This is a genomic window from Pseudonocardia sp. CA-142604 (genome assembly GCF_050948475.1).
In the GTDB taxonomy this organism is placed as follows: domain Bacteria; phylum Actinomycetota; class Actinomycetes; order Mycobacteriales; family Pseudonocardiaceae; genus Pseudonocardia; species Pseudonocardia alaniniphila.
In genome coordinates this window covers 4,673,238-4,697,430 of record NZ_CP192045.1, presented here as the reverse complement: position 1 = coordinate 4,697,430, position 24,193 = coordinate 4,673,238, and the positions used below count along the sequence as shown (strand labels likewise).

General features: G+C 69.9%; 23 protein-coding genes. 7 read left to right on the top strand and 16 right to left on the bottom strand.

The annotated features are described in order from the left end of the window. The first annotated feature begins 30 nt into the window (after nt 1–30). The 5 genes from ACQPZQ_RS21200 (at nt 31) to ACQPZQ_RS21180 (ending at nt 6,355) form a co-directional block, all read left to right on the top strand. On the top strand, nt 31–1,401 hold the full coding sequence (locus ACQPZQ_RS21200; protein WP_433298506.1) for an MmgE/PrpD family protein: 1,371 nt from the start codon (nt 31–33) through the stop codon (nt 1,399–1,401). An 8-nt stretch (nt 1,402–1,409) separates the two neighbouring features. Then, nucleotides 1,410–1,940, top strand: coding sequence for a hypothetical protein (locus ACQPZQ_RS21195; protein ID WP_433298504.1), 531 nt, complete (start codon nt 1,410–1,412; stop codon nt 1,938–1,940). 121 nt (nt 1,941–2,061) lie between these two features. Next, entirely contained in the window at nt 2,062–3,495 is a 1,434-nt protein-coding gene (locus ACQPZQ_RS21190) for an MFS transporter (RefSeq protein ID WP_433298502.1), read from the top strand. Beyond that, nucleotides 3,492–4,682, top strand: coding sequence for an enolase C-terminal domain-like protein (locus ACQPZQ_RS21185; RefSeq protein ID WP_433298500.1), 1,191 nt, complete (start codon nt 3,492–3,494; stop codon nt 4,680–4,682). The genes ACQPZQ_RS21190 and ACQPZQ_RS21185 overlap by 4 nt, the downstream gene beginning before the upstream one ends. Then, the gene (locus tag ACQPZQ_RS21180) at nt 4,679–6,355 is read left to right on the top strand and encodes a glycoside hydrolase family 13 protein (RefSeq protein ID WP_433298498.1); all 1,677 of its coding nucleotides are present in this window, start codon (nt 4,679–4,681) and stop codon (nt 6,353–6,355) included. The genes ACQPZQ_RS21185 and ACQPZQ_RS21180 overlap by 4 nt, the downstream gene beginning before the upstream one ends. A gap of 12 nt (nt 6,356–6,367) precedes the next feature. On the opposite strand, the gene ACQPZQ_RS21175 is transcribed toward ACQPZQ_RS21180, so the two are convergent. The 13 genes from ACQPZQ_RS21175 to ACQPZQ_RS21115 all read right to left on the bottom strand — a co-directional run bounded on the left by ACQPZQ_RS21175 (nt 6,368) and on the right by ACQPZQ_RS21115 (nt 19,724). After that, nucleotides 6,368–7,651 (bottom strand): hypothetical protein, encoded by a 1,284-nt coding sequence (locus tag ACQPZQ_RS21175; RefSeq protein ID WP_433298496.1) that lies wholly within the window; start codon nt 7,649–7,651, stop codon nt 6,368–6,370. 73 nt (nt 7,652–7,724) lie between these two features. After that, the gene (locus ACQPZQ_RS21170; RefSeq protein ID WP_433298494.1) at nt 7,725–10,097 is read right to left on the bottom strand and encodes a xanthine dehydrogenase family protein molybdopterin-binding subunit; all 2,373 of its coding nucleotides are present in this window, start codon (nt 10,095–10,097) and stop codon (nt 7,725–7,727) included. Continuing rightward, on the bottom strand, nt 10,066–10,596 hold the full coding sequence (locus ACQPZQ_RS21165) for a (2Fe-2S)-binding protein (protein ID WP_433298492.1): 531 nt from the start codon (nt 10,594–10,596) through the stop codon (nt 10,066–10,068). Before ACQPZQ_RS21165 ends, ACQPZQ_RS21170 begins: the two co-directional genes overlap by 32 nt. Then, complete coding sequence (locus ACQPZQ_RS21160) at nt 10,586–11,479, bottom strand: FAD binding domain-containing protein (RefSeq protein WP_433298490.1); 894 nt, start codon at nt 11,477–11,479, stop codon at nt 10,586–10,588. The genes ACQPZQ_RS21165 and ACQPZQ_RS21160 overlap by 11 nt, the downstream gene beginning before the upstream one ends. Further along, complete coding sequence (locus ACQPZQ_RS21155) at nt 11,476–12,375, bottom strand: alpha/beta fold hydrolase (protein ID WP_433298488.1); 900 nt, start codon at nt 12,373–12,375, stop codon at nt 11,476–11,478. Before ACQPZQ_RS21155 ends, ACQPZQ_RS21160 begins: the two co-directional genes overlap by 4 nt. Next, a complete protein-coding gene (locus tag ACQPZQ_RS21150; protein ID WP_433298486.1) occupies nt 12,368–13,390 on the bottom strand; it encodes an amidohydrolase family protein in 1,023 nt (340 codons plus the stop codon). The genes ACQPZQ_RS21155 and ACQPZQ_RS21150 overlap by 8 nt, the downstream gene beginning before the upstream one ends. A 151-nt stretch (nt 13,391–13,541) precedes the next feature. Beyond that, nucleotides 13,542–13,733 (bottom strand): hypothetical protein, encoded by a 192-nt coding sequence (locus tag ACQPZQ_RS21145; protein ID WP_433298484.1) that lies wholly within the window; start codon nt 13,731–13,733, stop codon nt 13,542–13,544. Nucleotides 13,734–13,811: 78 nt separating this feature from the next. Then, nucleotides 13,812–14,741: a LysR family transcriptional regulator gene (locus ACQPZQ_RS21140; RefSeq protein WP_433298482.1), complete on the bottom strand. Its 930-nt coding sequence runs from the start codon at nt 14,739–14,741 to the stop codon at nt 13,812–13,814. 37 nt (nt 14,742–14,778) lie between these two features. Continuing rightward, nucleotides 14,779–15,522 (bottom strand): GntR family transcriptional regulator, encoded by a 744-nt coding sequence (locus ACQPZQ_RS21135; protein ID WP_433298480.1) that lies wholly within the window; start codon nt 15,520–15,522, stop codon nt 14,779–14,781. A 40-nt stretch (nt 15,523–15,562) separates the two neighbouring features. Then, complete coding sequence (locus ACQPZQ_RS21130; protein ID WP_433298478.1) at nt 15,563–17,014, bottom strand: UbiD family decarboxylase; 1,452 nt, start codon at nt 17,012–17,014, stop codon at nt 15,563–15,565. An 18-nt stretch (nt 17,015–17,032) separates the two neighbouring features. Beyond that, on the bottom strand, nt 17,033–18,085 hold the full coding sequence (locus ACQPZQ_RS21125; RefSeq protein WP_433298476.1) for an ABC transporter substrate-binding protein: 1,053 nt from the start codon (nt 18,083–18,085) through the stop codon (nt 17,033–17,035). Nucleotides 18,086–18,088: 3 nt separating this feature from the next. Next, the gene (locus ACQPZQ_RS21120) at nt 18,089–18,913 is read right to left on the bottom strand and encodes an ABC transporter permease (RefSeq protein WP_433298474.1); all 825 of its coding nucleotides are present in this window, start codon (nt 18,911–18,913) and stop codon (nt 18,089–18,091) included. Continuing rightward, the gene (locus ACQPZQ_RS21115) at nt 18,888–19,724 is read right to left on the bottom strand and encodes an ABC transporter ATP-binding protein (protein ID WP_433298472.1); all 837 of its coding nucleotides are present in this window, start codon (nt 19,722–19,724) and stop codon (nt 18,888–18,890) included. The genes ACQPZQ_RS21120 and ACQPZQ_RS21115 overlap by 26 nt, the downstream gene beginning before the upstream one ends. A 188-nt stretch (nt 19,725–19,912) precedes the next feature. Here ACQPZQ_RS21115 and ACQPZQ_RS21110 point away from each other — a divergent pair, with 188 nt between their 5' ends. Then, nucleotides 19,913–20,641, top strand: coding sequence for an isochorismatase family protein (locus tag ACQPZQ_RS21110; RefSeq protein WP_433298470.1), 729 nt, complete (start codon nt 19,913–19,915; stop codon nt 20,639–20,641). Next, nucleotides 20,638–21,282, top strand: a complete 645-nt coding sequence (locus ACQPZQ_RS21105) for a UbiX family flavin prenyltransferase (RefSeq protein ID WP_433298468.1) — start codon at nt 20,638–20,640, stop codon at nt 21,280–21,282. The genes ACQPZQ_RS21110 and ACQPZQ_RS21105 overlap by 4 nt, the downstream gene beginning before the upstream one ends. Before the next feature lie 13 nt (nt 21,283–21,295). On the opposite strand, the gene ACQPZQ_RS21100 is transcribed toward ACQPZQ_RS21105, so the two are convergent. The 3 genes from ACQPZQ_RS21100 to ACQPZQ_RS21090 all read right to left on the bottom strand — a co-directional run bounded on the left by ACQPZQ_RS21100 (nt 21,296) and on the right by ACQPZQ_RS21090 (nt 24,024). Then, nucleotides 21,296–21,769, bottom strand: coding sequence for a hypothetical protein (locus ACQPZQ_RS21100; RefSeq protein ID WP_433298466.1), 474 nt, complete (start codon nt 21,767–21,769; stop codon nt 21,296–21,298). A gap of 2 nt (nt 21,770–21,771) precedes the next feature. After that, nucleotides 21,772–22,746 (bottom strand): ribonucleotide-diphosphate reductase subunit beta, encoded by a 975-nt coding sequence (locus tag ACQPZQ_RS21095; RefSeq protein WP_433298465.1) that lies wholly within the window; start codon nt 22,744–22,746, stop codon nt 21,772–21,774. A gap of 165 nt (nt 22,747–22,911) precedes the next feature. Next, nucleotides 22,912–24,024, bottom strand: coding sequence for a zinc-binding dehydrogenase (locus ACQPZQ_RS21090; RefSeq protein ID WP_433298463.1), 1,113 nt, complete (start codon nt 24,022–24,024; stop codon nt 22,912–22,914). Between the last annotated feature and the right edge of the window lie 169 nt (nt 24,025–24,193).

Sequence of the window (24,193 nt, the reverse complement as noted above, 5' to 3'; positions counted from 1 at the left end):
CATCACCACGACGCCTCAGGGAGGCAGCCGATGACCGAGAACGTTCCCGAGGTGACCCACGGCATCGCCGAGTACGCCGTCAAGGCGGACGTCTCCGCCGCACCACCCGACGTGCTCGACCTCGCCCGGCGCACCCTCGTCGACACGGTGGGGATCAGCATCGCCGCGCGCGGCGAGGAAGCCGTGCAGATCCTGGAGCGGACGCCGGGTACCGCGCCCGGCGCGGGCACGTCCACCGTGCTGCCGACGGGGGCCCGGACCGACGCACCCACAGCGGCGCTGATCAACGGCACGGCGGCGCACGCGCTGGACTACGACGACGTCACCGAGCAGATCTACGGGCATCCCAGCGTGGTGCTGTGGCCGGCGATCCTCGCTGCGGGCGAGCAGGCCGGGGCAGGCGGGCGCGATCTGCTCGACGCCTACCTCATCGGGTTCGACGTCGTGACGGCGCTGGCCGAGGGTTTCGCCTTGCGCGAGCACTACGGGCGGGGCTGGCACTCCACCGCGACGCTCGGCGTGGTCGCCGGGGCCGCCGCGGTGTCGCGCCTGCTCGGCAGCGACGTCGAGCAGACCCGCTCCGCGCTCGGTCTCGCCGCCACGATGGCGGGCGGGAGCCGGCAGAACTTCGGCACGATGACCAAGCCGCTGCATGCGGGCCTCGCCGCTCGCGACGCCGTGCTCGCGGCGTCACTGGCCGCGGGCGGATTCACCGCCGACCCTCAGCAACTGGAGTCGCCGCTCGGCTACTTCAACCTCTACGGCGACCGCACCCGGCTGGGCGGCGTGCTGGCTGCGCTGGAGCAGCCGTGGGCGCTGCGCCGCCACGGGATCAACGTCAAGAAGTACCCCGCCTGCTACAACACCCAGCGCACCGCGGACGCCACACTCCGATTGGTGGAGCGGGACCAGCTCGACCCCGCCGAGGTGCGCCGGATCCGCGTCACGCTGGAGCCCGGTGGGATGGACCCTCTGATCCACCATCGCCCGGCCTCCGGGTTGCAGGGCAAGTTCAGCGGCGAGTACGTCGCGGCGGCAGCGGTGCTCGACCGGTCGCTCGGCCTGCGCACGTTCACCGACGAGTCGGTCACCCGGCCCGAGGCGCGCGAACTCGTGGAGCGCGCGGAGCTGACCGAGTCGGCGACGCCGCCGGTGGGGGCGCCGGAGTGGGAGTACTCGTTCGCCGTCGTGGAGGTGGAGACCGTCGGCCGGGGCACGCTCAGCGAGCGCTCGGACGTGCCGCGGGGAGACCACCGCGCTCCACTGACGCGCGACGAGCTGGAGGCGAAGTTCCGTGACGCGGTGGACTTCTCCGGCACCGGATGGGACGCCGACGAACTGCTCACCCGCCTCTGGAACATCGACACGACCAGCCCGTTCGGTGGCCTCGTGAGCGTGTAGTCGCTCCCGTGCGGCGATGGGCGCTGGCGGCGGTGTCGCTCGCGATGTCGCTGCTGCTGGTCGGCTGCGGCTCGGCCGCGGCCGACCAGAACTCCGCCCTCGCCGGGACCATCGTGCAGGCGCTGCGGGCAGGCGGGCTTCCCCTGGACTCCGTGGGGCGCTGCGCCGCGGGTTCGCCCGGGGCTCCCGCGGATCCGGGCGCCGTGGTGGTGGCGTTCCACGACCGCCGCCTGCCGGGGCCGCAGGATCCCCGGCGCGTCACGGACGGCGGAGTGATCGAAGTACTGGCCGGCCCGCCACAGGCCGAGGCACGCCGGGCACAGCTCGCCGAGCAGGTCCTGATCGCCGGCGAGTTCGGGTACGACGAAGGCGGCCAACCACTCGTGGACGAGCACGTGGTGGTCACCGGCCGCGTGGTGCTGCGGCTGGCCGGAATCCTGTCGGAGGAGCAGGTGTCCGCCTACCGCACCGCACTCGCCCACCCGCCGCACGGGGACGACGAGCCCGGACCGTGGCCGACGATCAGATGCCTGACCTGACCGCGGCCGCCGGTCGACCGTCAGCCTCCGGCCTTCTCGCGTGGCGGATGAGCGTCGCTTTCCCCCGGCAAGACCGGTGTTGGAGACGATGTAGGCGTCGGCGAGATGCCGGTCGACCGCATTGACGAGGAACCGGTCGCGGTCGGCCGACGCCCCGACGGGCAGCACCACCGACGGGCAGCACCACGAGATCGAGCGACCGGGTGGCGAGCGTCTGCTGCAGGCCGTCGCAGAGGCTGAAGTAGAAGGTCTCGCCCATCTCGGTGCGCGCCGTGACATCAACAGCATCGCCGGCTACTTCATCGCGATCATCGACCGCGCCAACCTCGGGGTCGCGGCGTTGACCATGAACGCCGACCTCGGTATCAGCGCGGCCGCGTTCGGCGTGGCCGCCAGCGTGTTCTTCGTTCCGTACGTCCTGCTCGAGGTCCCGTCGAACCTCGCGCTACAGCGGTTCGGTGCCCGCTGGTGGATCGCACGGATCATGGTGACGTGGGGCATCCTCGCTGCGGCCCACTCCCTGGTCTGGGACGTCCCGAGCCTCTACGTCGCCCGCGCTCTGCTCGGCGCGGCCGAAGCCGGCTTCTTCCCCGGCGTGATCTTCTACCTGACGCTCTGGTTCCCCGCGGCCTACCGCGGCCGCATCATGGCGATCTTCACCGCGGGCATCCCGGTCGCGCTGATCATCGGGACCCCACTGTCCGGCCTGATCCTCGAGATGGAAGGCCTGCTCGGCCTCCACGGTTGGCAGTGGGTCTACCTCATCGAGGGCCTGCCGGCCGTCGTCCTCGGGGTCCTGATCCCGTTCCTCCTCCCGGCGAACCCCGACAAGGCGAAGTTCCTCACCGCCGAGGAACGCACGTGGATCACCGACACACTGGCCGGCGAACGGGCCGAACGTGAAGCGGCCGGCGGGCACACGGGGCACGGTCGCGCGGTCCTGCGGACGCTGCTCAGCCCGCAGGTGCTCATGTTCGCCCTGGTCTACTACGGCCTCACGAACCTCAACGGCGCCGTCAGCACGTTCCTCCCGCAGATCCTCCAGCCGTTCGGCCTGAGCACCACCGAGACCACCTTCGTGGCGGCGATCCCGTACGTGTTCGGGCTGATCGGGATGCTCGTGCTCGGGCGGCTCGCCGACCGGCCGGGCCTGCGCGCGGGGAGCGTCTACGTAGCACTCGGCATCTCGTTCGTCGGCCTCGTCTGCTCGGCGATCGTCGACGAGCCGATCATCAAGCTCGTGGCGCTGTGCGTGGCGTCCGTCGGAGTCTTCGGCGTCCTGCCGACGTTCTGGGGCGTGCCCACCGCCGTCCTCACCGGAGCGGCCGCGGCGGGCGGGATCGCCCTCATCAACGCGCTCGGCAACCTGTCGAGCGTGGTCAACCCGGCGGTCATCGGGGCCATCAGGGAGAGCACAGGTGACTTCAACGGCGGCCTGCTCTGGCTCGCCGCCATGTCGCTGGTGGCGGTGATCGCGCTGGCGATCACCCTCGCTGTCTGGAAGCCGGCGACGCAGCGCCCCGTACCGGCGGCGGAGAACGGAGTTCGAGCGTGATCATCTCGCAGGTCCGGCTGCGCCGCCTGACGAGCACGATTCCGACCGACGGCGACTACTGGGAGGAGCGCCTGGTCCGCCCGATCGACGTCTACCCCGAATACCGCTCCCGGGACGACCACGAAGGCGGCGTGCAGACCCCGGACGGTTTCGAGATCACCGCCCACTTCCTCGAGATCGAGACGGACGACGGCCTGGTCGGACGCGCCGGTCCCGTCCCCGAAACCGTCGCCTGGCTGGTCGCCCGCGAGCTGCGCCCTCTATTGATCGGACGTGACCCGATCGCCGGCGAGAAGCTCTGGGACCAGATGCACCGCAGCCAGGTCCACGGGCGCCAAGGCATCTCGATGCTCGCGATCAGCGCCGTCGACTGCGCGCTGTGGGACCTGCGGGGCAGGTGGCTCGGCCAGCCAGTGTACCGCCTGATCGGCGGCCCCACGCGCGAAGCCGTTCCCGCGTACGCATCCATGCTCGGGTTCTCGGTGCGCGATCCCGACCTCGTCCGCAAGCGCGCACTCGAATACCGCGACCTCGGCTACCCGGCGCAGAAGTGGTTCTTCCGCTACGGGCCCACCAGCGGCTACGAGGGGTTGCACGCGAACGTCGACCTGGTGCGAACCGTCCGGGACGCGGTGGGCGACGACTACGACCTCATGTTCGACTGCTGGCAGTCGATGGACGTCTCCTACGTCACCGCACTGGCGTCACGCATCGCGTCCTACCGTCCACGCTGGCTCGAGGAAGTGGTCATGCCCGACCGCGTCGACGGGTACCGGCGGCTCTGGGACCGATGCACCATCCCCATCGCCGGGGGCGAGCACGAGTACACGCGCTGGGGCTTCCGCCGGTTCATCGACAGCGGCGCGCTCGACGTCGTCCAGCCGGACATCTACTGGTGCGGCGGGCTGTCCGAGACGTTGAAGATCGCGGCCTACGCGACGGCCCACGATCTCGTGGTCATCCCCCATGGCCACTCGGCGGCAGCGACTCTGCACTTCTCCCTCACGCAGTCGCCGATGCACACGCCGTTCCAGGAAGACCTCGTCAAATGGAACGGCATCCACCAGTTCTTCCTCGCCGATCCGGTGGTGCCGGTCGCCGGGACGCTGCGTCCCACCGACACCCCGGGCATCGGCATGGATCTCGACACGTCCCGCGCGACCACCGACGAAATCGTCCTGGAGTGACCGCCGATACGTGGTGGCGGACGGCCACGGTCTACCAGATCTACCCCCGCAGCTTCGCCGACTCCGACGGTGACGGCGTGGGCGACCTTCGGGGAGTCATCTCCCGGCTCGATCACCTCGTCGCTCTCGGTGTCGGCGCCCTCTGGCTATCCCCGGTCTATCCGTCCCCACAGGACGACAACGGCTACGACATCAGCGACTACTACGACATCGACCCGATGTTCGGCACGCTCGACGACTTCGACGAGTTGCTCCGCGAGGCGCACGCCCGCGGGATCCGGGTCGTGATGGATCTCGTGGTCAACCACACCTCCGACGAGCACCCGTGGTTCGTGGAGTCGCGTGACCCCGAGAGCCCGAAGCGGGACTGGTACTGGTGGCGGCCGTTGCCCAACAACTGGGGATCGCGTTTCTCCGGGCCGGCATGGGAGTTCGACGACCGATCCGGCGAGTATTACCTGCACATCTTCTCCCGCAAGCAGCCGGACCTGAACTGGGAGAACGCCGATCTCCGGCAGGAGATCCACCGGATGATGCGCTGGTGGCTCGACCGTGGAGTCGACGGCTTCCGCATGGACGTCATCAACTTCATCTCGAAGCCGGTCGGCCTCCCCGACGCCCACCTCACCGACGGCGCCCTGTACGGCGACGCCGAGGCGCTCTACACCAACGGCCCACGGCTGCACGACTTCCTGCAGGAGATGCGCCGCGAGGTGTTCGCCGGTCGGGAGGCCGTGCTCCTGACCGTCGGCGAGACCCCCGGAACGTCGGTGGACGACGCGCGCCTGCTCACCGACCCGTCCCGCGGGGAGCTCGACATGATCTTCCAGTTCGACCACGTGGAGATCGACCAGGGACGGGACAAGTGGGATATCCGCCCGCTCGACCTCGTCGCGCTGAAGCGGACGTTCGAGCGCTGGCAGCACGGGTTGTCCGACACCGGATGGAACAGCCTGTACTGGAACAACCACGACCAACCCCGAGTGGTCTCCCGGTGGGGCGACGACACGACGTATCGGGAGGAGTCCGCGAAGCTCCTGGCAACGGTCCTTCACCTGCACCGTGGCACGCCCTACGTGTTCCAGGGCGAGGAGATCGGGATGACGAACACGCGTTTCCGCTCGATCGACGACTTCGCGGACATCCAGTCACGCAACTACTACACCGAGGCCGTGACGCGGCGCGGCGAGCCCGCGGACGTCGTGCTCGACGCGCTCCGCGCACGCTCGCGGGACAACGGCCGCACGCCGATGCAGTGGGACGACACCGAGAATGCCGGGTTCAGCACCGGCACGCCGTGGCTGCGGACCAACCCCAACTTCGTGCACATCAACGCTGCCGCGCAGCTCCATGACCCCGCTTCCGTCTTCGCGCACTACCGGGCGCTGATCGCCCTGCGCAGGACGGAACCGCTCGTCACGGACGGCGCCTTCACCCTGCTCCTGCCCGACGACCCGGCCATCTACGCGTTCACGCGCACCCAGGCGGAACGCGGACTGCTGGTGCTCGCCAATTTCTCGTCCGACGCCGTCGTCGTCCCGGACGGGGCGGTGGCCGGTTGGCCGGGATCGCGGTTGATCATCGGCAACTATCCCGACTCACCGCCGACGCTGCATCGCTCGGTGCGGCTGCGTCCGTGGGAGGCGGTCGTCGTGCGCCGCGACAACGGCTGAGACCGTTGCCGATCAGCTCACTGTCGGCAGAGTGCTCTGATCGGGTGCGCTACGAGCCGAAACAGGCCCTGCAGCCTGGGCATTCCAGGCAGCGACCGCCTGGGTGAAATCGGAGCTGGGCTTGTTGAATACTCGGAACGGCGTCACAGTGACCGTGAGATTCTCATCGACGGTGAAGCCCCAGAGAACAACCGCGTAGACCTTGCCTTCATCAGCGCCCTTGCGGCATACCACCGACGCTTCGAACTGGTAGTCGCGGTTGCCGCGATCCGAGCTCGGGCCGTCGTGCAGCCAGGCACGCGAGCTGCCACGCTTCCAGATCGAGCTCTTACGCACCCACACCTCGACGTTGTCGTAGGTCTTCTTCCCGTCGTTCTTCATGCCGTACCAGCCCTGGCTCATACCACCGGTACGGTCGATCGCCACGTAATTCGGGGTCATTCGCGCGGTCCCCTGGGAAGTGACGTTGTCACGGGTGACGGAGTCGACGACCCGTACGGTCTGAATGAAGCCGATCTCATCAGCGCAGGCGGCCGGCCCGGGCCGGAACTCGAACTCGAACACGTACTTGAACGGCGTCCGCCGCTGGGCGCGGGCATCACCGTGCTGAACCTTCGACACCAACACCCTGACCGTGCCGTAGCCCTCGCCAGGTTCGGCCTGCTCGGCACCTACACCGGCCGCGCTCAGCTGCGCTCCGATCGCGGTGCGAAGGCGGGAGCCCGAGAGGCCCGAACGCCGCACCGCGTCGTCGAGGTAGCGCAGCTGATCAGGTTCGAGTGACGCCAGCTTGCTGGTCTGCCATTCCTCGAGTCGCCGATCCGACGAGTCACGGATCTGCTCCGGGGTGGGCGACGATGGCAGCCCGGAAATCAGCTGGACGACGTGATCCCAGTCGCCGGCCGCGATCGCTGTCGTACACTCCGCTTCCGTCGCATCGGGCGCAGTGTCGACAACCCGCTGCACCGTCAGCCCGTTCTCCGGCGAATTGCTCGCCGGGAGTTCGCCACTGGTTCGGTCAGCCGAAAGGCGACGGAGGAGCTGCACGACAGCAGCGTTTCCCGCGCTGCGCTGCAGCGCCAGAATTTCGGTCGCCGACCCGGCCGTCGAACGCGGAAGCGGTGCCGCACGAACGGGCCGACCGTGCACCATTCCTCGTACATCAGGGTGATCGCGCCGCCTGACCACGTCGTTCATCGAGGCGACGGCTCTGCAGAAACGTGACTGCGGGCCACGCATCGAGAGTAACCGGACAACGGTCGGCAGAAAAGACAGCCGCAACAGCACCAGTTTCACTGCTAACACCGGGAAGACCTGTATGCCAGGCTGACCGGTGGGCCTCGACGACGGCGGAGGCCTGCAGCCGGCGTCAGACTCCAGGTGCTGCGGTCATCGCTCCGACGACCTTCGCCGGGCTCAGCGGCAGCTCGGTGATCCGGGCCCCGAACGGGCGCAGGGCGTCCTCCACGGCGTTGGCGATCGCGGCGGGCACCGGGATGGTGCCGCCCTCACCCGCGCCCTTGGCACCCAGCGGGTTCAGGGGGCTCGGGGTGTGCAGGTGCACCAGTTCGACCGGGGGCACCTCGACGGCGGACGGAAGGGCGTAGTCCAGGTAGCTGGTGCTCTGCGGCTGTCCCGCCTCGTCATAGAAGGGTTCCTCGTAGAGGGCGTTGCCGATGCCGTGGGCGAAACCGCCCAGCACCTGTCCGTCCACCAGCAACGGGTTGATGACCGTGCCGCAGTCGTGGCCGATCACGTACTTGAGGATCTCGATCCCCCCGGTCTCCGGGTCGACCTCGACGACCACGGCGTGGGTTCCGCTGGCGTACGCAGCTCGCTCGGGAGCGAAGTAGGAGGTGGTCTCCAGTCCCGGCAGGATCCCCGGAGCCAGCGTGATCCCGTGCTTGCCGACGTTCGCGGCCTGGGCGATCTCCCGCAACGACACGCCACGTTCCTGCTCGTCCGCCACGCAGATCCGGTCGCCGACGAGGACCAGCCCCTCCGAACTGGTCTTGAGCATCGCCTCGGCCACCAGGAAGAGCTTCTCGCGCATCTCGCGCCCGGCCTGCAGCGTGGCCGGGCCGGCGGTGGCGGTGTTGCGGGAGGCGAACGTGCCTTGGCCGAACGGGATCCGGCTGGTGTCGCCGGTGGTGACCCGGATCAGGTCCATGTCCATGCCGAGGGCGTCGGCGGCGATCTGTGCGTAGACCGTCTCGTACCCCTGGCCCTGCGGCGCGGCGGCGAGCGTCACGATGATCGTGCCGTCGTTGGCGAGCCGGAAGCGCGACCCCTCGTACGGGCCGAGGCCGCAGCCCTCCACGTAGGCGGCGAGGCCGATCCCGATCAGGCGTCCCTGTGCCTGCAGCTCGCGCTGCCGCTCGCGCTCGCCGTCGTAGTCCAAGCGGGCGAGCACCGCTTCGAGCAGTTGCGGATAGTCGCCGCTGTCGTAGGTGAGCGGGCTGCCGTCGCGGAAGGTGAGCCCGACCCGGTAGGGGAACTCGTCGGCAGGCACGAGGTTGCGGCGCCGGAACTCGGCGGGGTCCATGCCCAGGTGCTCTGCCGCGCGGTCCACCATCCGCTCCATGGCGACCACGGCCTGCGGACGGCCCGCGCCGCGCACGGAGCTGGTCGGCACCATGTTCGTGTAGCAGGCGATCAGCTCGGAGTGGATGTTCGGGATGCGGTACTGGCCGGGCAGGGTGCTCAGCGTGATCATGGGCACCTGCAGGCCCGCGCAGTACGCCCCCTGGTCGTGCTGGAAGACGTTGCGGACGGCCAGGATGTGGCCCTCGTCGTCGAACCCGATCTCGACGTCGTGCACCTGGGTGCGCTCCATCATCGTGGCGACGAAGTTCTCCTGGCGGTCCTCGATCCACTTGACCGGGTGCCGCAGGATCTTCGCGAGGTAGGGGATCACCGCCTCCTCGCCGTAGAACTGGGCCTTCGGCCCGAACCCGCCGCCGACGTCGGGAGGCGCGACCACGCGAATCTCGTCCTCGGGTACCTCGTAGAGGTAGGCGAGCTGGTTGCGCACGTAGTGCGGGGACTGCGTGGTGTCCCAGACGGTCAGCTGCCCGGTGGCGGCGTCGAAGGACCCGACGACCCCGCGGGTCTCCATCGAGTGCCCGCCTCCGCGCGCCACCGTGAACCGTTCGCGCAGCCGATGCGGGGCGGCGGCCAGTGCAGCGTCCGGGTCGCCCGCCGTCTGGATGACGTGCACCGCGACGTTGCTGTCCATCTCCTCGTGGACGAGCGGAGCGCCGTCGGCCAGCGCCGCCCCGGTGGACGAGACCGCCGGCAGCACGTCGTACTCGGCGTCGATCAGCTCGAGCGCGTCCTCGGCGACGTGCCGGGAGACGGCGACGACCACCGCCACCGGCTCCCCGACGAAGTGCACCGACTCGGGCGGGAGCGGCAGGCGGGGGATGTCCCGCAGCTGCGGGTGGGTGACCTTCGGCGGGATCCCCTTCGCGAGCACCCGCAGATCGGCGCCTGTCCACACTCCGAAGACACCGGGCAGGGCAGCGGCGGCGCTGGTGTCGATCGCGACGATGCGGGCGGAGGCGTGCGGGCTGCGCAGGAACGCCGCCTCGTAGCAGCCGGGCAGGTCGAGGTCGTCGAGGTAGCGCGCGGCGCCGGTGAGGAGCCGGTGGTCCTCGCGGCGCCGCAGCGGCGCGCCGATCTGCGGGTTCGCCACCCGCGCGGCGCGGTCAGGCGTGGCTGTGGTCAACACGCTGGTCATCGCGACCCTTCCCCTCCGAGACCTCGAGCAGCGCCGCAACCATCCCGGCGTAGCCGGTGCAGCGGCAGATGTTGCCCGCGAGCACCTCACGGGCCTCCGCGGCGGACGCGACCGGCCCTTCGCGCAGGGCGGCCGTGGTGCTCATCAGGAATCCGCTCGTGCAGAACCCGCACTGGACGGCGTGGTGCTTGCGGAACGCCGCCTGCAGATCCCCCAGGTCGCCGTCCTCGCCCGCCAGGCTCTCGACGGTCTCGATCTCGACGCCGTCCGCCTGGGCGGCGAGCAGAAGGCAGGACCGCACCGCCGCGCCGTCGACGAGCACGGTGCAGGCGCCGCAGACACCGTGCTCGCAGCCGAGGTGGGTGCCGGTCAAGCGCAGGCGGTTGCGGAGGAAGTCGGCCAGGCTGAGGCGGCTGTCGACGATCTCGTCGTGGCGAACGCCGTTGACGGTCGTGACGACCCGGACCACGTCGTCCTGATCGGACAGGTCAGGCGGCATGGCTTCGTCCTTCCCGGTTCTGCTCGCCATGAGAGATGTCGCTGAGCACCTGGCGTGCGAGGGCCGCGACCAGATCGCGTCGGTACTCCGCTGGGGCGTGGACGTCCCCGGTGGGCTCGACCTCCTGGCGCACGGCCCGCTCGGCGGACGCGAGCGCGCGGGGTTCGAGCCGGCTGCCGATCACGACCTGCTCGGCAGCGGTGAGCCGCTGGGGGGTCGCGCCGATCCCCGCGGCGACGAGCCGGCAGGCCGTCACGGTCCCGTCGTCGTCGCGGGCCGCGACGCCCGCCACGCCGGCGAGGGCGAAGTCGCCGTGCCGCGCGGCGAACTCCCGGAAGGCGGTCGCGGTGCCGGGCGCCAGGTCGTCGATCGAGACGCCCATGAGCATCTCGTCCTCCTCCAGAGCGGTCGTGAGGTGGAAGACGAAGAAGTCGTCGGCCGGCACCATCCGTTCCCCGCGCCGGGAGGCGATGTGCAGGTGCGCCCCGAGCGCCGTCATGACCGCAGGCAACTCGGCCGCCGGGTCGGCGTGGGCGAGGCTGCCGCAGACGGTGCCGCGGTTGCGGATCTGTGGGTGGGCGACCTGCGTGAGCGCCGTGCACAGAAGCGGAAGGTCGGCGGCGAGCTCTGCCGACCGCTCCACCACGCGCTGCCGCACGAGTGCGGGGATGTGCCATCCCGTGTCCGTCCGGACGGGCTGGTCGAGTCCGGGCAGGCGGTTGATGTCCACGAGGTGCTCGGGGGCCGCCATCCGGAAGTTGAGCAGCGGCATCAGGCTCTGCCCGCCCGCGAGCACCTTGGCCTCGCCTCCGTGGTCGGCGAGCAGGTCGAGCACGTCGGCCGTCGACCGTGGCGCGTGGTAGGCGAAGCGGCCCGGCTTCATGCGACCACCGCCGCATGTCCGGCCGCCCCGGCGAGACAGCAGGTGCCCACCGAGTCGGGTTCGGCCGGTTCAGCGCCGTCGAGGTGGGCTCGCACGAGCCCGGCCAGATCAGGGCGCTCCACGAGCGACAGGTGACGGAGCCCGCTCAGAGTGCGGTGACGCCCATCGGCGACGCCCTCGGCAATCTCCCGGCCCATCGGCACGGGCGTGGCGTAGTCCTCCTCGCCCGTCACGGACAACGTCGGTGCGGTGATGCCCGCCAGCAGGTGGCGCGCGTCGAGCCGGCCCAGCGCGAGCGACGCCTCCGCGTGCGCGCCGGAGTCGGTCTCGACGAAGATCCCGGCTATGCGGCGCACCTCGTCATGCCTGGTGCGCCGGAACCGCTCGGTGAACCAGCGGTCGACCTGGAACGGCACCTGCCGCCTGCGGGGCAGCGCGACCGCCCGCTCGGCGCGCTCGGTCCAGGCGCCCCGCGCCGTCTCGCCGTACCACGCGGTGGTGTCGGCGAGCACCAGCCGGTCCACGCGTGCCTGGTGCGTTCCGGCGAACTCGATCGCGACGCTGCCACCCATCGACATGCCGAGCACGTGGGCGCTCGGCAGCCCGAGCCCGTCGAGGAGGGCGGCTAGGTCGGCCGCGAGATCGGCCGTGTCGAACGGCCCGCCGTCCCAGCCGCTCCCGCCGTGCCCGCGGGCGTCCGGCGCGATGACGTCGAAGTGCGGAGCGAGCCGCGCGGCGTACGGACCCCACATGCGGCCGTCCAGGGCCAGCGAGTGCAGCAGCACCAGCGGATGCCCACGTCCCGTCCGGCGGTAGGCGATCGGGCCGACGGGCCCGTCCACGGAGTCCGGGTTCATGCCGAACGCGGCGGCGGGGGGTAGCAGCTGATCAGGCACGAGCATTCCTGGTGAGCAGCCGGTCCAGGTTGCCGCCGAGCACCGCGGTCGTCACGTCCGCTGCGAGGCCCGCCTCCCGCACCCTTTCGACGGGTTGCGGGTCGCCCAGCGGGAACGGGAAGTCGGTGCCCAGCAACACCTGCTCGGAGCCCACGGTGTCGACGAGGTACCGAATCGCATCCGGTGTCATGGTCACGGTGTCGAAGTAGAGGTCGCAGAGGTAGTCCGACGGCCGGTCCCGATCGATCGGGTAGGACGAGAGCCGCTCGCTGCGATGTGCCCCGTCCAGCCGCCCGCCCTGGTAGGGCAGGAAGCCACCGCCGTGCACCGTGATCAGCCGCAGCCCGGGGAACCGGTCCAACGCCCCGGACAGGATCAGGCGCGCGAAGCCGAACGTGGTGTCGACGAGCCGGCAGTAGGCGTTGGCGAACTCGGCGCTGTCGGGCAGCCCCTGGGCAGCCGGACCGATGCTCGGCGGGTGCACCAGCACCGGGACGCCGAGTCCCTCGACAGCGGCCCACAGCGGATCGAGTCGCCGGTCGGCGAGGTCGTGGCAATGAACCGGATTCGTGCTGAAGACGAGGCCTGCCATCCCGTCGTGCACGACAGCGGACTCCAGGTCCTTCGCCGCCTGCTCCGGATCGTCGAGCGCCACGACGGCGAGGGTTCCGGGCCCGGCTCCGCCCGCCTCGGCGAGGACCGCTTCGTTGACCCTGTGAGCCCAGCTGCGCGCGTCGGCAGCCGACATACCGGGGGCGGGCAGCACGCCGTCCCACGGTGAGAGGAGCTGCCCGTCGATGCCGGTCCGCGTGCGGTACTCCTCGCGGAGCTCGCTCTTGGACAGGAACGGGGCGACGACGGTCGGACCCGCGCCGGGAAACTCGATGGCCCATCCCCGCTCGAGCTTGCGAGCGCTGACGCCGTCGAGATCCGATCGTCGGGCGACCTCCTCCAGCAGGGCGAGGGGCACGGTGTGCGCGTGTGCGTCGACGACGCTGTGACCGATGCTCTCCACGACCCGACCGTATGGCCGCCCACGCATGCCGACCAGCGCGAAGATCTAATGCCGGAGATTAGCCTGGCTAATGAACTACGCCATACGCCCGTCGCGGAAACAGGCGCCGTCAAGGGTAGATCGGAAAGGACTGGTCACCAGGACCGGCGTGCTACCACGCGGCCGTCACGACCTCGACCGCGGCGATGGGCACGACGAGGACCGCCAGGGCGATCACCCCCCACCGCGCGCGCTTCACGAGGCTTTCGTGAGCTGACCATGCGGCCCGGTCCTCCAGCACCCACAGGAGCCCGTACACCGCGGCGAGGCCCACCGCGATCAGCAGAATCACGAACACGTTCATGGGACTCCTTCCGACGCTGCTGGCAGGAGCACCGGCGGAGCCGCCTGATACGTGACGCCCGGGCGAAGGGCTGCGGAGTCAGAGGCCTTCCGCGCCCGCGGCCAGTTCGACGGAGGCGGCCGACACCTCCCGCAGCACGTCGAGCAGTTGTCCGACCAGCGGGTCGCGGCGGGTCTCCGGCAACGTGGCGGCGTGGATCCGGCGGCTGAACGCCGGCTCGTCGAAGGGCACGGCAACCACGTCCGGGCGCTGCGCCACCAGCGACAGCCGCGGGGCGACCGCGAGCCCCACGCCTGCGGCCACAAGACCTTGCAGCGACGGGTAGTCCTCCGTGCGGAAGACGATGTCGGGCTCGAATCCGGCGATGCGGCACATCACCTCGAACGCATCGGTGTACGGGGCACGGTGCGGGCGCGCCACCCACGCCTCCGCGCCCAGGTCGCGCAGCCGCAGCGGCTCGGTGTGGTCGGCGAGCGGATGGCCTGCCGGGAGCAGCACACACATCGGGTCGTCGAGCAGGTGGTGGCGCTCCATCATGTCCAGCGGTCGGGGGGCGAAGTCGTAGTCCCACGTCAGGCCGACGGTGACGGCACCGTCGGCGAGCTGTGCCGCGAGCTCGTCGGGCTGGCACGGGTGCAGGACGAGACGTGTCTCGGTGTGGCGCTGGCGGTACTCCTGCACCACGAGCGGGATCAGGTACGCACCCGCGGTGGAGAAGACGCCGAGGTGCACCGACGCGGGGCGCTCACCGAGGCGGTGCAGGTCGTGTTCGAGGCAGGCCAGCTCGCTCAGCAGCAGTCGGGCGCGGTCGGCGAGCAACCGTCCCGCGGCCGTCAGCCGGATCCCGCGCGGGCACCGCTCGACGAGCGCCGTGCCGACCTCCCGCTCGAGGATCGCCATCTGCTGGGAGATCGCCGACTGCGTGAGGTGCAGCCGCGCGGCCGCAGCCGTGAACGATCCCTCCTCCGCCACCGTGCAGAAGATCCGCAGCCTCCTGGTGTCGAGCACGGCCTTCCTTCCCGGCGCTCAGCGGCGCCGCCGACGTTCAGCGTCCATCCGCTGATCCGAGCCCCGTCCATCCGGACCGTTCGATCGCGCCGAGCCCGCGCATGACCAGCCCGGACGTCAAGGCCGCGGCGAGGTCGGCGTCACGGTCCTCGTAGGCGCGCACGAGACGGTCGTGGTCTTCCACCGAACGCTGGATGCGGCCCGGGAGCGACAGGCTGACGTGACGCAGCTGCAGCATCCGCAGCCCGAGGCTGTCGAGCACCCGGCACAGCGTTCGGTTGCCGGCGATCTCCGCTTCGGTGTTGCGGAAGTGGACGTTGATCCAGAAGTAGCGGTCGACGTCGTCGTCCTCCACCGCTTGTTCCAGCTGTTCCTGCAGCACCCGCAGCCGCGCGATGTCGGCGTCGCCCGCGACCTGCACCACCTCGCGGCTGACCAGCGCGTACAGGTGCGCGCGCACGCGGTAGAGCTCCCGCACCTCCTCGATCCGCAGGGGCGCGACGCGCGGCCTGCGGTGGGCGGAGATCTCGACGAACCCTTCGCGTTCCAGCGTGAGCAGGGCCTCCCGCACGGGTGTGCGGCTGCTGCCGAACGTGCGGGCGAGCTCCACCGAGTTCAGGTCGTCACCGGGCAGCAGCCTGCCCTCGATGATGTCCGTTCCGACCTTCACGATGATCTCGTCGACGATGCTCGTGCCACCGGCTCGGTTCAGCACCCGGAGCAGCTCCCGCCGCCCCAGGCTGTGCACCGGACCCGACATCGTCGTCTCGGCCGTGCTCATCGCCACCTCCACATTCCCTGTTCCCGGACCCGCTCCCGCGTCAGCCGAGCACGTCCGGCCACTTCGCCAGAACCTGGTCGCGCAGCTCCCGGCTGGTCTCCGCCACCCGCGGGAATCCCGCGAGCCTCTCGAACGGCCGGCAGGCGTCGATGACCGCCCTCGTGTTGTAGGGCGGTGCGCCCGGCTCGCGCAGCGGGTCGACCCGGCTGCCCCAGGTATAGCGCTGGACGTCGATGTCACGCCCGGGCTCGGTGCGCGTGCACACCGCCCACATGACGTCGTTGAGGCTGCGCGGGTCGACGTCGCCGTCGACCACGATCACCAGCTTGTTCATGTACGCGGCGGCGGGCAGCTGGGCGGTGAGGTGCCCCGCCTGCCGGGCGTGCCCGGCGTAGCGCTGGTGCACCGAGACGGCGAGCAGTTGGCGCCCGCCGCCGACCTCGTGGGCCCACACGCCCTCCAGCCCGGCCAGACCCGTGGAGACGAGGGCGTCGTGGATCATCGCCGACTTCATCACGCTGCGCATGTAGGAGTAGTCGTGCGGCGGCTTCCCGGGAGGCGCGCCCAGCAGGATCGGGTCGTTGCGGTAATAGACGCGCTCGACGTCCATCGTCAGGATCTGCTCGGAGCCGCCGCTGTAGTAGCCGGTCCACTCGCCGAAGGGGCCCTCGTCGGCCTTGCGGTCCGGGTACAGCCAGCCCTCGACGGCGACCTCGGCCGTGGCCGGGATCGGCAAGCCCGTCACCTCGCCGCGGATGATGTCGACCGGCCTGCCGAGCACCGCACCGGCGTAGTCCAGTTCGGAGAGATCGCGGGGCACCTCGGTGCCGGCGACGATGAGCAGCAGTGGATCCTGTCCGAGCGAGGCCGTGACCGGGGCGCGTCCCTCCTTCGCGAACCACTCCCGGACGTGCATCGCGCCGTGCTTGCCGGCCTCGATGTTCACGCTCACCGCGCGGCCGTCGTCCTGCACCTGCATCCGGTACGCCCCGGCGTTGACCTCACCGGTGTTCGGATCGGTGGTGAAGACCGCGCACCCGGTGCCGATGTAGCGGCCGCCGTCGCCCTCGTGCCAGCGCGGTACGGGGAACTTCAGCAGGTCGACGGCATCTGCATGGTCGACGTTCTCCAGGACGGGCCCCGAGTCGACCACACGCGCCCGGTGGCGCGGAGCGTTCTCGATCCACTGGTTGGGCTTGCTCCGCAGCGCCTGCACCAGTGCCCGGTCGTCGAGGTCGGTGCCCAGGCGCAGCGTGAGGCCGAGCCTCCGGGCGTTCGACATGCTGCCGGAGAGCACGCGTGCACCCTGCGAGTAGCCCACGACACGGTCGAACAGCAATGCGGACGGTGACGTGCGCCGATAGTTCACGTCCGACGCCGCACCGATCTCCAGATCCCAGTGTGCGCCCTCGACGACCTTCAGCTCGCCGAGCTCGTTCACCAGTTCCAGCCAGCTTCGCAGGTCGTCGACCTGATCCAGCGAGGTTCCCATGATGCTCGTGACTCCTTGCTAAGGCTTCTTGTAGAGCGAGTCGATGAATCCGCTTCGCTGCAGGTCGTCGACCATCGTGTTGTCCAGGTAGGACGAGATGTCGGCCGGTGGTGGGTCGTGTCGCTGCGCCGCCGCGTCGTCGAAGGCCGCTTTCGCCAGCGCGGGATCCACGGTGGGCACCTTCGCCCACAACGGGTCGAAGAAGTCGTACGCGTACTCGGCCAGGCTCGGGTCCGTGGAGCCGCTGTGCTTGCGGATGCTCGCGATGGCGGCCGCCTTGTCGGTGTGCAGGATGGCCAGGCACTCCACCTCCGACTTGACGAACGCCGCCACGGCCGCGGGATGCGACTTCAGGAAGTCGGTCGTCGTCACGTAGGCGTTCGCCGCCGACGGGTACTGCGTGAAGTCCATGACCTTGTGGAAGCCCTGCGCGCGGGTCTTCGTCCCGGTCGGCGGCTGGGTCACGATCACGTCGACGGCCCCCGTCTGGAGCGCTGTCACCTCGGCCGAGGTGCTCTTGAGGAACGTCTTCTGCACGTCGTTCTCCGTCCAGCCCTTGTCGCGCAGCAGAGCGTCCACCGACGCGTCGCCGAGCGAGCCGGGAGAGCTCAGCCCGATGCGCTTGCCCTTGAGCTGGTCGGGTGAGGTGATGCTCGGCGGGCCCCACATCTCGAGGTAGTAGCGGGGTATCGGCAGGGCGATGTAGCTCAGGCCGAAGCCGGCGAGCGCGCCCGCCGCGGTCGTGCGGGCCTCACCTGCGCCGATCTGCACACTGTTGCTGGCGATGGCCGGAAAGAGCTGCGAGCTGCTGTTGAGCAGCGTCAGCGTGACGTCGAGGCCGTTCTTCGTGAACACCCCCTTGTCCTCGCAGACGTAGAGGTCGTCGTAGGCGGCGCCGACGGCGGTGTAACCGATCGTCATCGACATGTCCGACGAGGGGGCGGCGGCGCCCGCGGTGCCACAGGCGGTCGACGCGGCCGCGACGACGACAGCGACGGCGGTGAGGAGAAGTCGTGGACGGATGACGATGCCCTTCGTGCGGGGCGCAGCACTGCGCGCCGGGGTTGGCACGGGTCAGACCGAGCTGGACCAGAAGGTGAGGCGGCGTTCGAGCCAGGCGACGCTCCGCGTGAGCAGCACGGCGAGCACCGCGATCACGACGATCGCGGCCATGGCGTTGTCCATCTCGACGTTGGAGGTCTGCGTCTGCACGACGTAACCGAGGCCCGAGTTGCCCATGAACAGCTCTGCCACGATCGCCCCGACGAGAGCGCGGCCCACGGCCTGCCGCACGCCGGCCAGGATGAACGGCAACGTGGCGGGGAAGGCGATGGCGCGCAGCGTGAGCAGCCGCGAGGCGCAGAACACCCGTGCAACGTGCAGGTAGTTGCTGTCGATGTTGCGTGCCCCGGCGATCACGTTGATCAGGAGCGGGAATGCCGCGCTCCACACGACGATCACCAGCCGCGCCTCGGCACCGATGCCGAACCAGAAGATCACGATCGGGAGGAAGACCACGAACGGCACCGCGTACATGATGCTGACGACGGGCTCGGTGAGGTCGAAGAGAATCCGGCTGCGCCCGATGATCAGGCCGAGGGGAATGCCGACCACGATCGTGATGATCATTCCGTAGACCACGCTCGACACGGTGGACAGCAGCGGGAGCCACAGGTCCCCGGTCCGGATCATCTCGACGAGCCCACCGATGGCGCCGACGGGTGAGCTGGTGAACCTGTCGTCCACCACGCCGGTCCACGCGCAGAGCTGCCAGGCGCCCAGCACCACGACGAGCCCGATGAGGCCCAGCGTCCCCGACTTCAGCCGACGCTCGCGCCGCGGACGCCGGGGCTCCACCGGGGATGCCGCGGACCTAGCCGGCGAGACGTGCGTCGTCATCGGACGTCATCCTCCGTACGGGCTGGGACTGATTCATGACGAGACCGGTGATCTCGTCGACGAGTGCCAGGAACTCGGGCGACCGCTTCACCGCGGGAAGCCGCGGTCGTGGGAGCCCGACACGGATGTCCGCGACGAGGTGCGCCGGTCCTGTCGAGAGCACGATGACCCGGTCCGCGAGGAACACCGCCTCCGGAACGTCGTGCGTGATGAACATGGCCGTCTTGCCCGCCTGGATCCCGTCGGCCTGCCAGATGCGCGTCAGCTCCTCCTGCATGACCTCCCTGGTCTGGGCGTCGAGGGCCGAGAACGGTTCGTCGAGCAGAATCAGCTCGGGATCGGTGGCCAGCGCGCGGGCCAGGTTGACCCGCTGGCTCATCCCGCCCGACAGCTCGCGTGGGTACTTCTCACCCTTTCCCTCGAGCCCGACGAGTTCGAGCAGCTCCAGCGTCCGCCGCCGCCCGTCCGCATCGAGGCGGCCATGGGCCTTGAGGCCGAACTGGATGTTCTCGACGACGGTGTGCCACGGAAACAAGGAGGCCTGCTGGAAGACCAGCGATCTCTCCGTGCCGGGGCCGACGATCTGCTGCCCGTCGAGGCTGAGCTCGCCGGATGTGACGGGGGTCAGTCCGGCGACCGCGGTGAGGAAGGTCGTCTTGCCGCAGCCGCTCGGGCCGACGACGGCGATGAACTCGTTCGCCGCGACGTCGAAGGTCAGCCCGTCGACGGCGAGTGCAAAGGTGCCCTTTCGGCCCGAGCTGTGGCCGATCTGAATATCCCGAATGCGAAGTTTCGTCACGGCTGATGCCATGTGCTCGTCCTCCTTGATCGAGCTGGTCTTCCACGAGACATAAGTCAAAGTGTCGACACTTGAAGTGAATCACTCGGATTTCAACCCGTCCAGACCCGAGATGGCCGTCCAGACGCCGCATGGGACCCACAAGTGTCGACGCGACTGTAGGGTGACGAGATATCCCCAGCGACTCGAGAGGAGCCGAGGTGGACCGCGCGACGAGGGGCTGGAACCGCTTCCTCACCGAACAGGACACGCAGTTGCTCGCCCGGACATCGTGGGCCAAACGCGAACCGTTCGGGCTGGGCACGACTCCTGCGATAATCGTCGTCGACGCTTACCGCGCCGCGCTCGGCGACTCCCGCAGACCACTTCTGGAAGCGGTCGACGCCTGGCCGTCCGCGTGTGGTCCCGCGGGCTGGGCCGCCGTCGACCGCATCGTGCCGGTCCTCGCCGCCGCCCGCGACCGGCGTGTCCCCGTCTTCTACCTCACCGGCCTCGTCGCGAACCCGAACCCGTGGAACCGCAAGCGCCGCGACCGGCCGAGAGACCCCGTCCGAACGGCCCGGGACATGCGCATCGTCGACGAGCTCACACCCGCCGACGGCGACGTCGTTCTGGAGAAGTGCACGCCGAGCGGGTTCACGAGTAGCCCGCTCGACGCGCTGCTCACCGCCGCCCGGATCGACACGGTCCTGCTCTGCGGCGAGGCGACCAGCGGGTGTGTCCGTGCCACCGCGATCGATGCCTGCGTGCTCGGCTACCAGGTCGGCGTCATCGAGGACTGCTGCTTCGACCGGATCGAGGCCAGCCACTGGATGAGTCTGTTCGACCTGGACCAGAAGTACGGAGACGTGATCGACTCCGCCGCCGCCCTCCGCTACATCGAGGGAGCCGGCGCCGCGGCAGTGGGCGCCGACGAGGTCGGGGCATGAGGATCATCGTCGGGATGACCGGGGCCAGCGGAGCGCCCTACGGCGTGCGGATGCTCGAAATCCTCCGCGACAACCCCGCCGTCGAGACGCACCTGGTGATCTCACGGGCGGCAGCACTGACGATCCGCCACGAGTGCGGCCTCGACGTGCGCGCGGTCGAGGAGCTGGCCGACGTCGTGCACAAACCCTCCGCCGTCGGGGCGACGATCGCCTCCGGCTCGTTCCCCGTGCACGCGATGCTCGTTGCGCCGTGCTCGATCAAGACGCTGTCGGCGGTCGCCCACTGTTACGCGAACGACCTGATCTCTCGCGCGGCGGACGTCTGCCTCAAGGAGGGTCGCCCACTCCTGCTCATGGTGCGTGAGACACCGCTGCACCTCGGCCATCTCCGCACCATGACCGCGGCCGCCGAAGCGGGCGCGATCCTGATGCCCCCGGCCCCGGCGTTCTACGCCCGTCCGACCTCGGTGGAGGACATCGTGGATCACACGGTGCGCCGGGCCCTGGCCCGCGTCGGGGTTCCTGGCGCCGCTCCCGCCGAATGGGACGGCAGGGTGGAGAACCGGCAGGACCGAGGCGACGCCGATGACCCGGGCGACACCGCCAACGGACACGTGATCCCGTTGCGCGACGGCCGGTGACGCCGGTGGGCTGCTAGTCCACCCGTGCCGGCACGCGGCCGAGGGCGTCGAGTGCCTCGACCACGAAGTAGATGCCGCGGAAGAAGCGCAGGACGTTGCCGCGTTCGAGCCGGATCCGCCGGTACATCACGAGCTGCCCGGCGTTGGCGCCACCGACCAGCTCCCGCCACACCTCGTGCGGAGCGGCCAGGACGTAGTCCGCCCCTTCCACCTCGGCCGCATCCACCACCGCAGCGCGCACACAGCGCCCCTGCTGCCACTCCAACAGCAGATGCGCCGGACCGCCGCCCAGCGCGGCGGGCAACTCGGCGTCCGACAGCACCCACGTGGCGTCGTATCCGGCGCGGACCTGCTCGATCCACTCCCAGTAGGTGGGCAGCTTGCTCGCCCGTAGCTCCTCGCTCGGTTCGGCGTCGACGGCCTCGCGCACTGCCTGCGCCCACTCCGGGCCGAACATGTCGGGCGCCTGCGTCACGGTCGTGGTCACCGTCAGCCTCCGGCCAGTTCGGGCTCGATGCGCTGGATCATCTGCTGGATGTCGGGCGGGAGGTCGATGCCGACGTCGGAGAGCTTCATCGACAGCTGCCGGATCATCAGCCTGCGCACCTCCTCCGGTGTCCACCCCAGGGCCTCCAGCGCGAGTCGCCTGCTCACGGCCCCGTTCATGGACAAGATCGTGCGAAGCGTCTCGTGGATCTCACGCAGCTGCGCGGGATCGGACTGCACCGCGTCACGCAGGAACCGCATCCCGCCCTGCACATGGCGCGCCTCGTCCCGACAGGTGGCGGTGAACCCCGCATAGTAGGCGGGCAGGAACTTGCGGGTGCGGCAGTAGGTGAGGGTGATCTTCATGACCGAGAGCGCGAGCACGCCCTCGATCCACAGGAAATACGTGGTGCCGTACCGGGTACGTGCCGCGAGGTCCTCCGGATCGCGCCGCAGCTCGTCGGCCTGGTACGCGAGCAGCCCGAACGGCCCCACGAACGTCTCCGACACGTAGGGGTAGGAGGCGTCCAGCACCTCCTGCACCGTGCTGCCCGGGAGCGCGACGACCTCCCGGTAGAACCGGTCGAAGAACACCGTGTGCCGAGCCTCGTCCTCGATCTGGCTCGACATGTAGATCTTGGACTCTTCACTGCCGCCGAGCATGAACACCGGCAGTTCCACCTCGACCTGACGCTCGCCGTGGTGGAATCCCGAGGAGATCGCGACGAACGCGTCGCGCTCCTCCTGGCTCATGCGCGTGCGCCAGTCGACCACGTCCTGCGTGAAGTCCAGCTCGTAGACGTCCCAGCGCTGACGCAGGTACCGCCGGTAGAGCTCCATGTGGTCCGGCAGCCGCTTCAGGTCGGCGTGCACGTAGTCGAGCACGTCGTCGATGTCCACGGCACCGATCTGCGCCAGGCTGGATCGCTCCACCGCCTCCTGCCGCGTCTGCGCCGGCAGTGCCTGTCCGATGCTCATGCCTTACCCGCCCCCCTTCGAACTCGTCGATCCGGACTGCCGTCGGCGGCCGAATTCGGGCGTTCCACCCAATATCCCGCATCGCTCCGATATGCCGGGGAACGGACGCCGATAGCCGAACCCAGCAGATCATTTCGGCTCACGCCGCGCAATGGCCCTCGGGCGCTATCTCGCCGGCACGATGAGCGCCTTCACCACGCGCTGGGCGGCGACGTCCTCGAGCGCGGCCTGGGCGCTGTCGAGACCGTACTCCCTGCTGATCAGCTCGGTCCACGGGAACTGCCGCCCGTAGCGGGCCATCACCTGCACGGATCGGTACACATGGCCGACATCGCTTCCCCAGCACCCGCGGATCTCCAGATGCTTCTGGTTGAGATCCAGATGGGGATTGAACGTGGCGTCTCCCGCGTCGGTGTACTGCCCGACGACGACGTAGCGCCCCGCATCACGGGTGAGCCGCATTCCTTCGGGAACCGCTCCCGGCACCCCCGTGGCCTCGATGGTGACGTCCGCTCCCCGCCCCTGCGTCGCATCGCGGACGGCAGCGAGCCGCTCCTCCGGGGTGGTCGAGCCGATGTCGATGACGGCGTCGGCGCCGAACCGTGTTGCCGCGTCGAGCCGGACCTCGGGACCTCCGACGACGATCACGGACCCCGCCCCCCGCAGCTGCGCGAGAACGGCAGCGCACAGGCCGACAGGCCCGGCGCCCTGGACGACGACGGTGTCACCGAAGGCGATCTCGCCCAGCGTCACGGCGTGGAGCGCGGTCGGCATCCCGCATCCACCGGCCAGGAACGCGCGCCAGTCCAGCTCGGCGGGCAGCGGGACGACGTGCACGCCGGGCCGCAGGTAGATGTACTCCGACCAGCCCCCGAGGAGCCCGTCGTCGGCCGAGAGGGTGACTCCGTAGACCTTGCGGGACGGGCAGCGGGTGGTGGCGTGCCCGACGGTGCAGTACCAGCAGCGCCCGCACGTCCCGTACACGTCGAGGAACGTGACGATCTGCCCCACCTGAAGCGGCGCTCCCGACACGTCCCTCGCGACGTCCGCTGTCGGGCCGGCGGGGCCGAGCTCGGCGACCTGGCCGACGCTGACGTGCCCCGGGATGATCGGGTACGGCACGCCCGCGAGCTGCCCCTTCCAGAGGTGCGCATCGGTTCCGCACACCTCGCTGCCGAGGGTTCGCACCAGGACCCCGCCCGGCTCGAGCTCGGGGCGTTCGAAGGCGCGCACTTCGAGCGGGGCATCCGGGGCCGTCATCACCACTGCCGAGATCACGAAATTCCTGTTCCTTCCGGCCACCTGCGAACGTCTGGGACTGCGGGGCCGTCGAACAGCGCTGGTCTCGAACCCGGGGCGACAGTATCCGTGCTCGGAGTCGCCGCGGAGATCAGCGAGCCGTCACGCGGCCGAGAGCACCGACCGTCCGGTGTCGGTGAGGCGGGCT

What these genes read in the sequence shown, in the direction of transcription:
- ACQPZQ_RS21130 (WP_433298478.1), bottom strand. Translation starts at nt 17,014, where the DNA reads ATGGGAACCTCGCTGGATCAGGTCGACGACCTGCGAAGCTGGCTGGAA.
- ACQPZQ_RS21135 (WP_433298480.1), bottom strand. Translation starts at nt 15,522, where the DNA reads ATGAGCACGGCCGAGACGACGATGTCGGGTCCGGTGCACAGCCTGGGG.
- ACQPZQ_RS21095 (WP_433298465.1), bottom strand. Translation starts at nt 22,746, where the DNA reads ATGAGCATCGGACAGGCACTGCCGGCGCAGACGCGGCAGGAGGCGGTG.
- ACQPZQ_RS21165 (WP_433298492.1), bottom strand. Translation starts at nt 10,596, where the DNA reads ATGCCGCCTGACCTGTCCGATCAGGACGACGTGGTCCGGGTCGTCACG.
- ACQPZQ_RS21105 (WP_433298468.1), top strand. Translation starts at nt 20,638, where the DNA reads ATGAGGATCATCGTCGGGATGACCGGGGCCAGCGGAGCGCCCTACGGC.
- ACQPZQ_RS21170 (WP_433298494.1), bottom strand. Translation starts at nt 10,097, where the DNA reads ATGACCAGCGTGTTGACCACAGCCACGCCTGACCGCGCCGCGCGGGTG.
- ACQPZQ_RS21115 (WP_433298472.1), bottom strand. Translation starts at nt 19,724, where the DNA reads ATGGCATCAGCCGTGACGAAACTTCGCATTCGGGATATTCAGATCGGC.
- ACQPZQ_RS21200 (WP_433298506.1), top strand. Translation starts at nt 31, where the DNA reads ATGACCGAGAACGTTCCCGAGGTGACCCACGGCATCGCCGAGTACGCC.
- ACQPZQ_RS21120 (WP_433298474.1), bottom strand. Translation starts at nt 18,913, where the DNA reads ATGACGACGCACGTCTCGCCGGCTAGGTCCGCGGCATCCCCGGTGGAG.
- ACQPZQ_RS21145 (WP_433298484.1), bottom strand. Translation starts at nt 13,733, where the DNA reads ATGAACGTGTTCGTGATTCTGCTGATCGCGGTGGGCCTCGCCGCGGTG.
- ACQPZQ_RS21160 (WP_433298490.1), bottom strand. Translation starts at nt 11,479, where the DNA reads ATGAAGCCGGGCCGCTTCGCCTACCACGCGCCACGGTCGACGGCCGAC.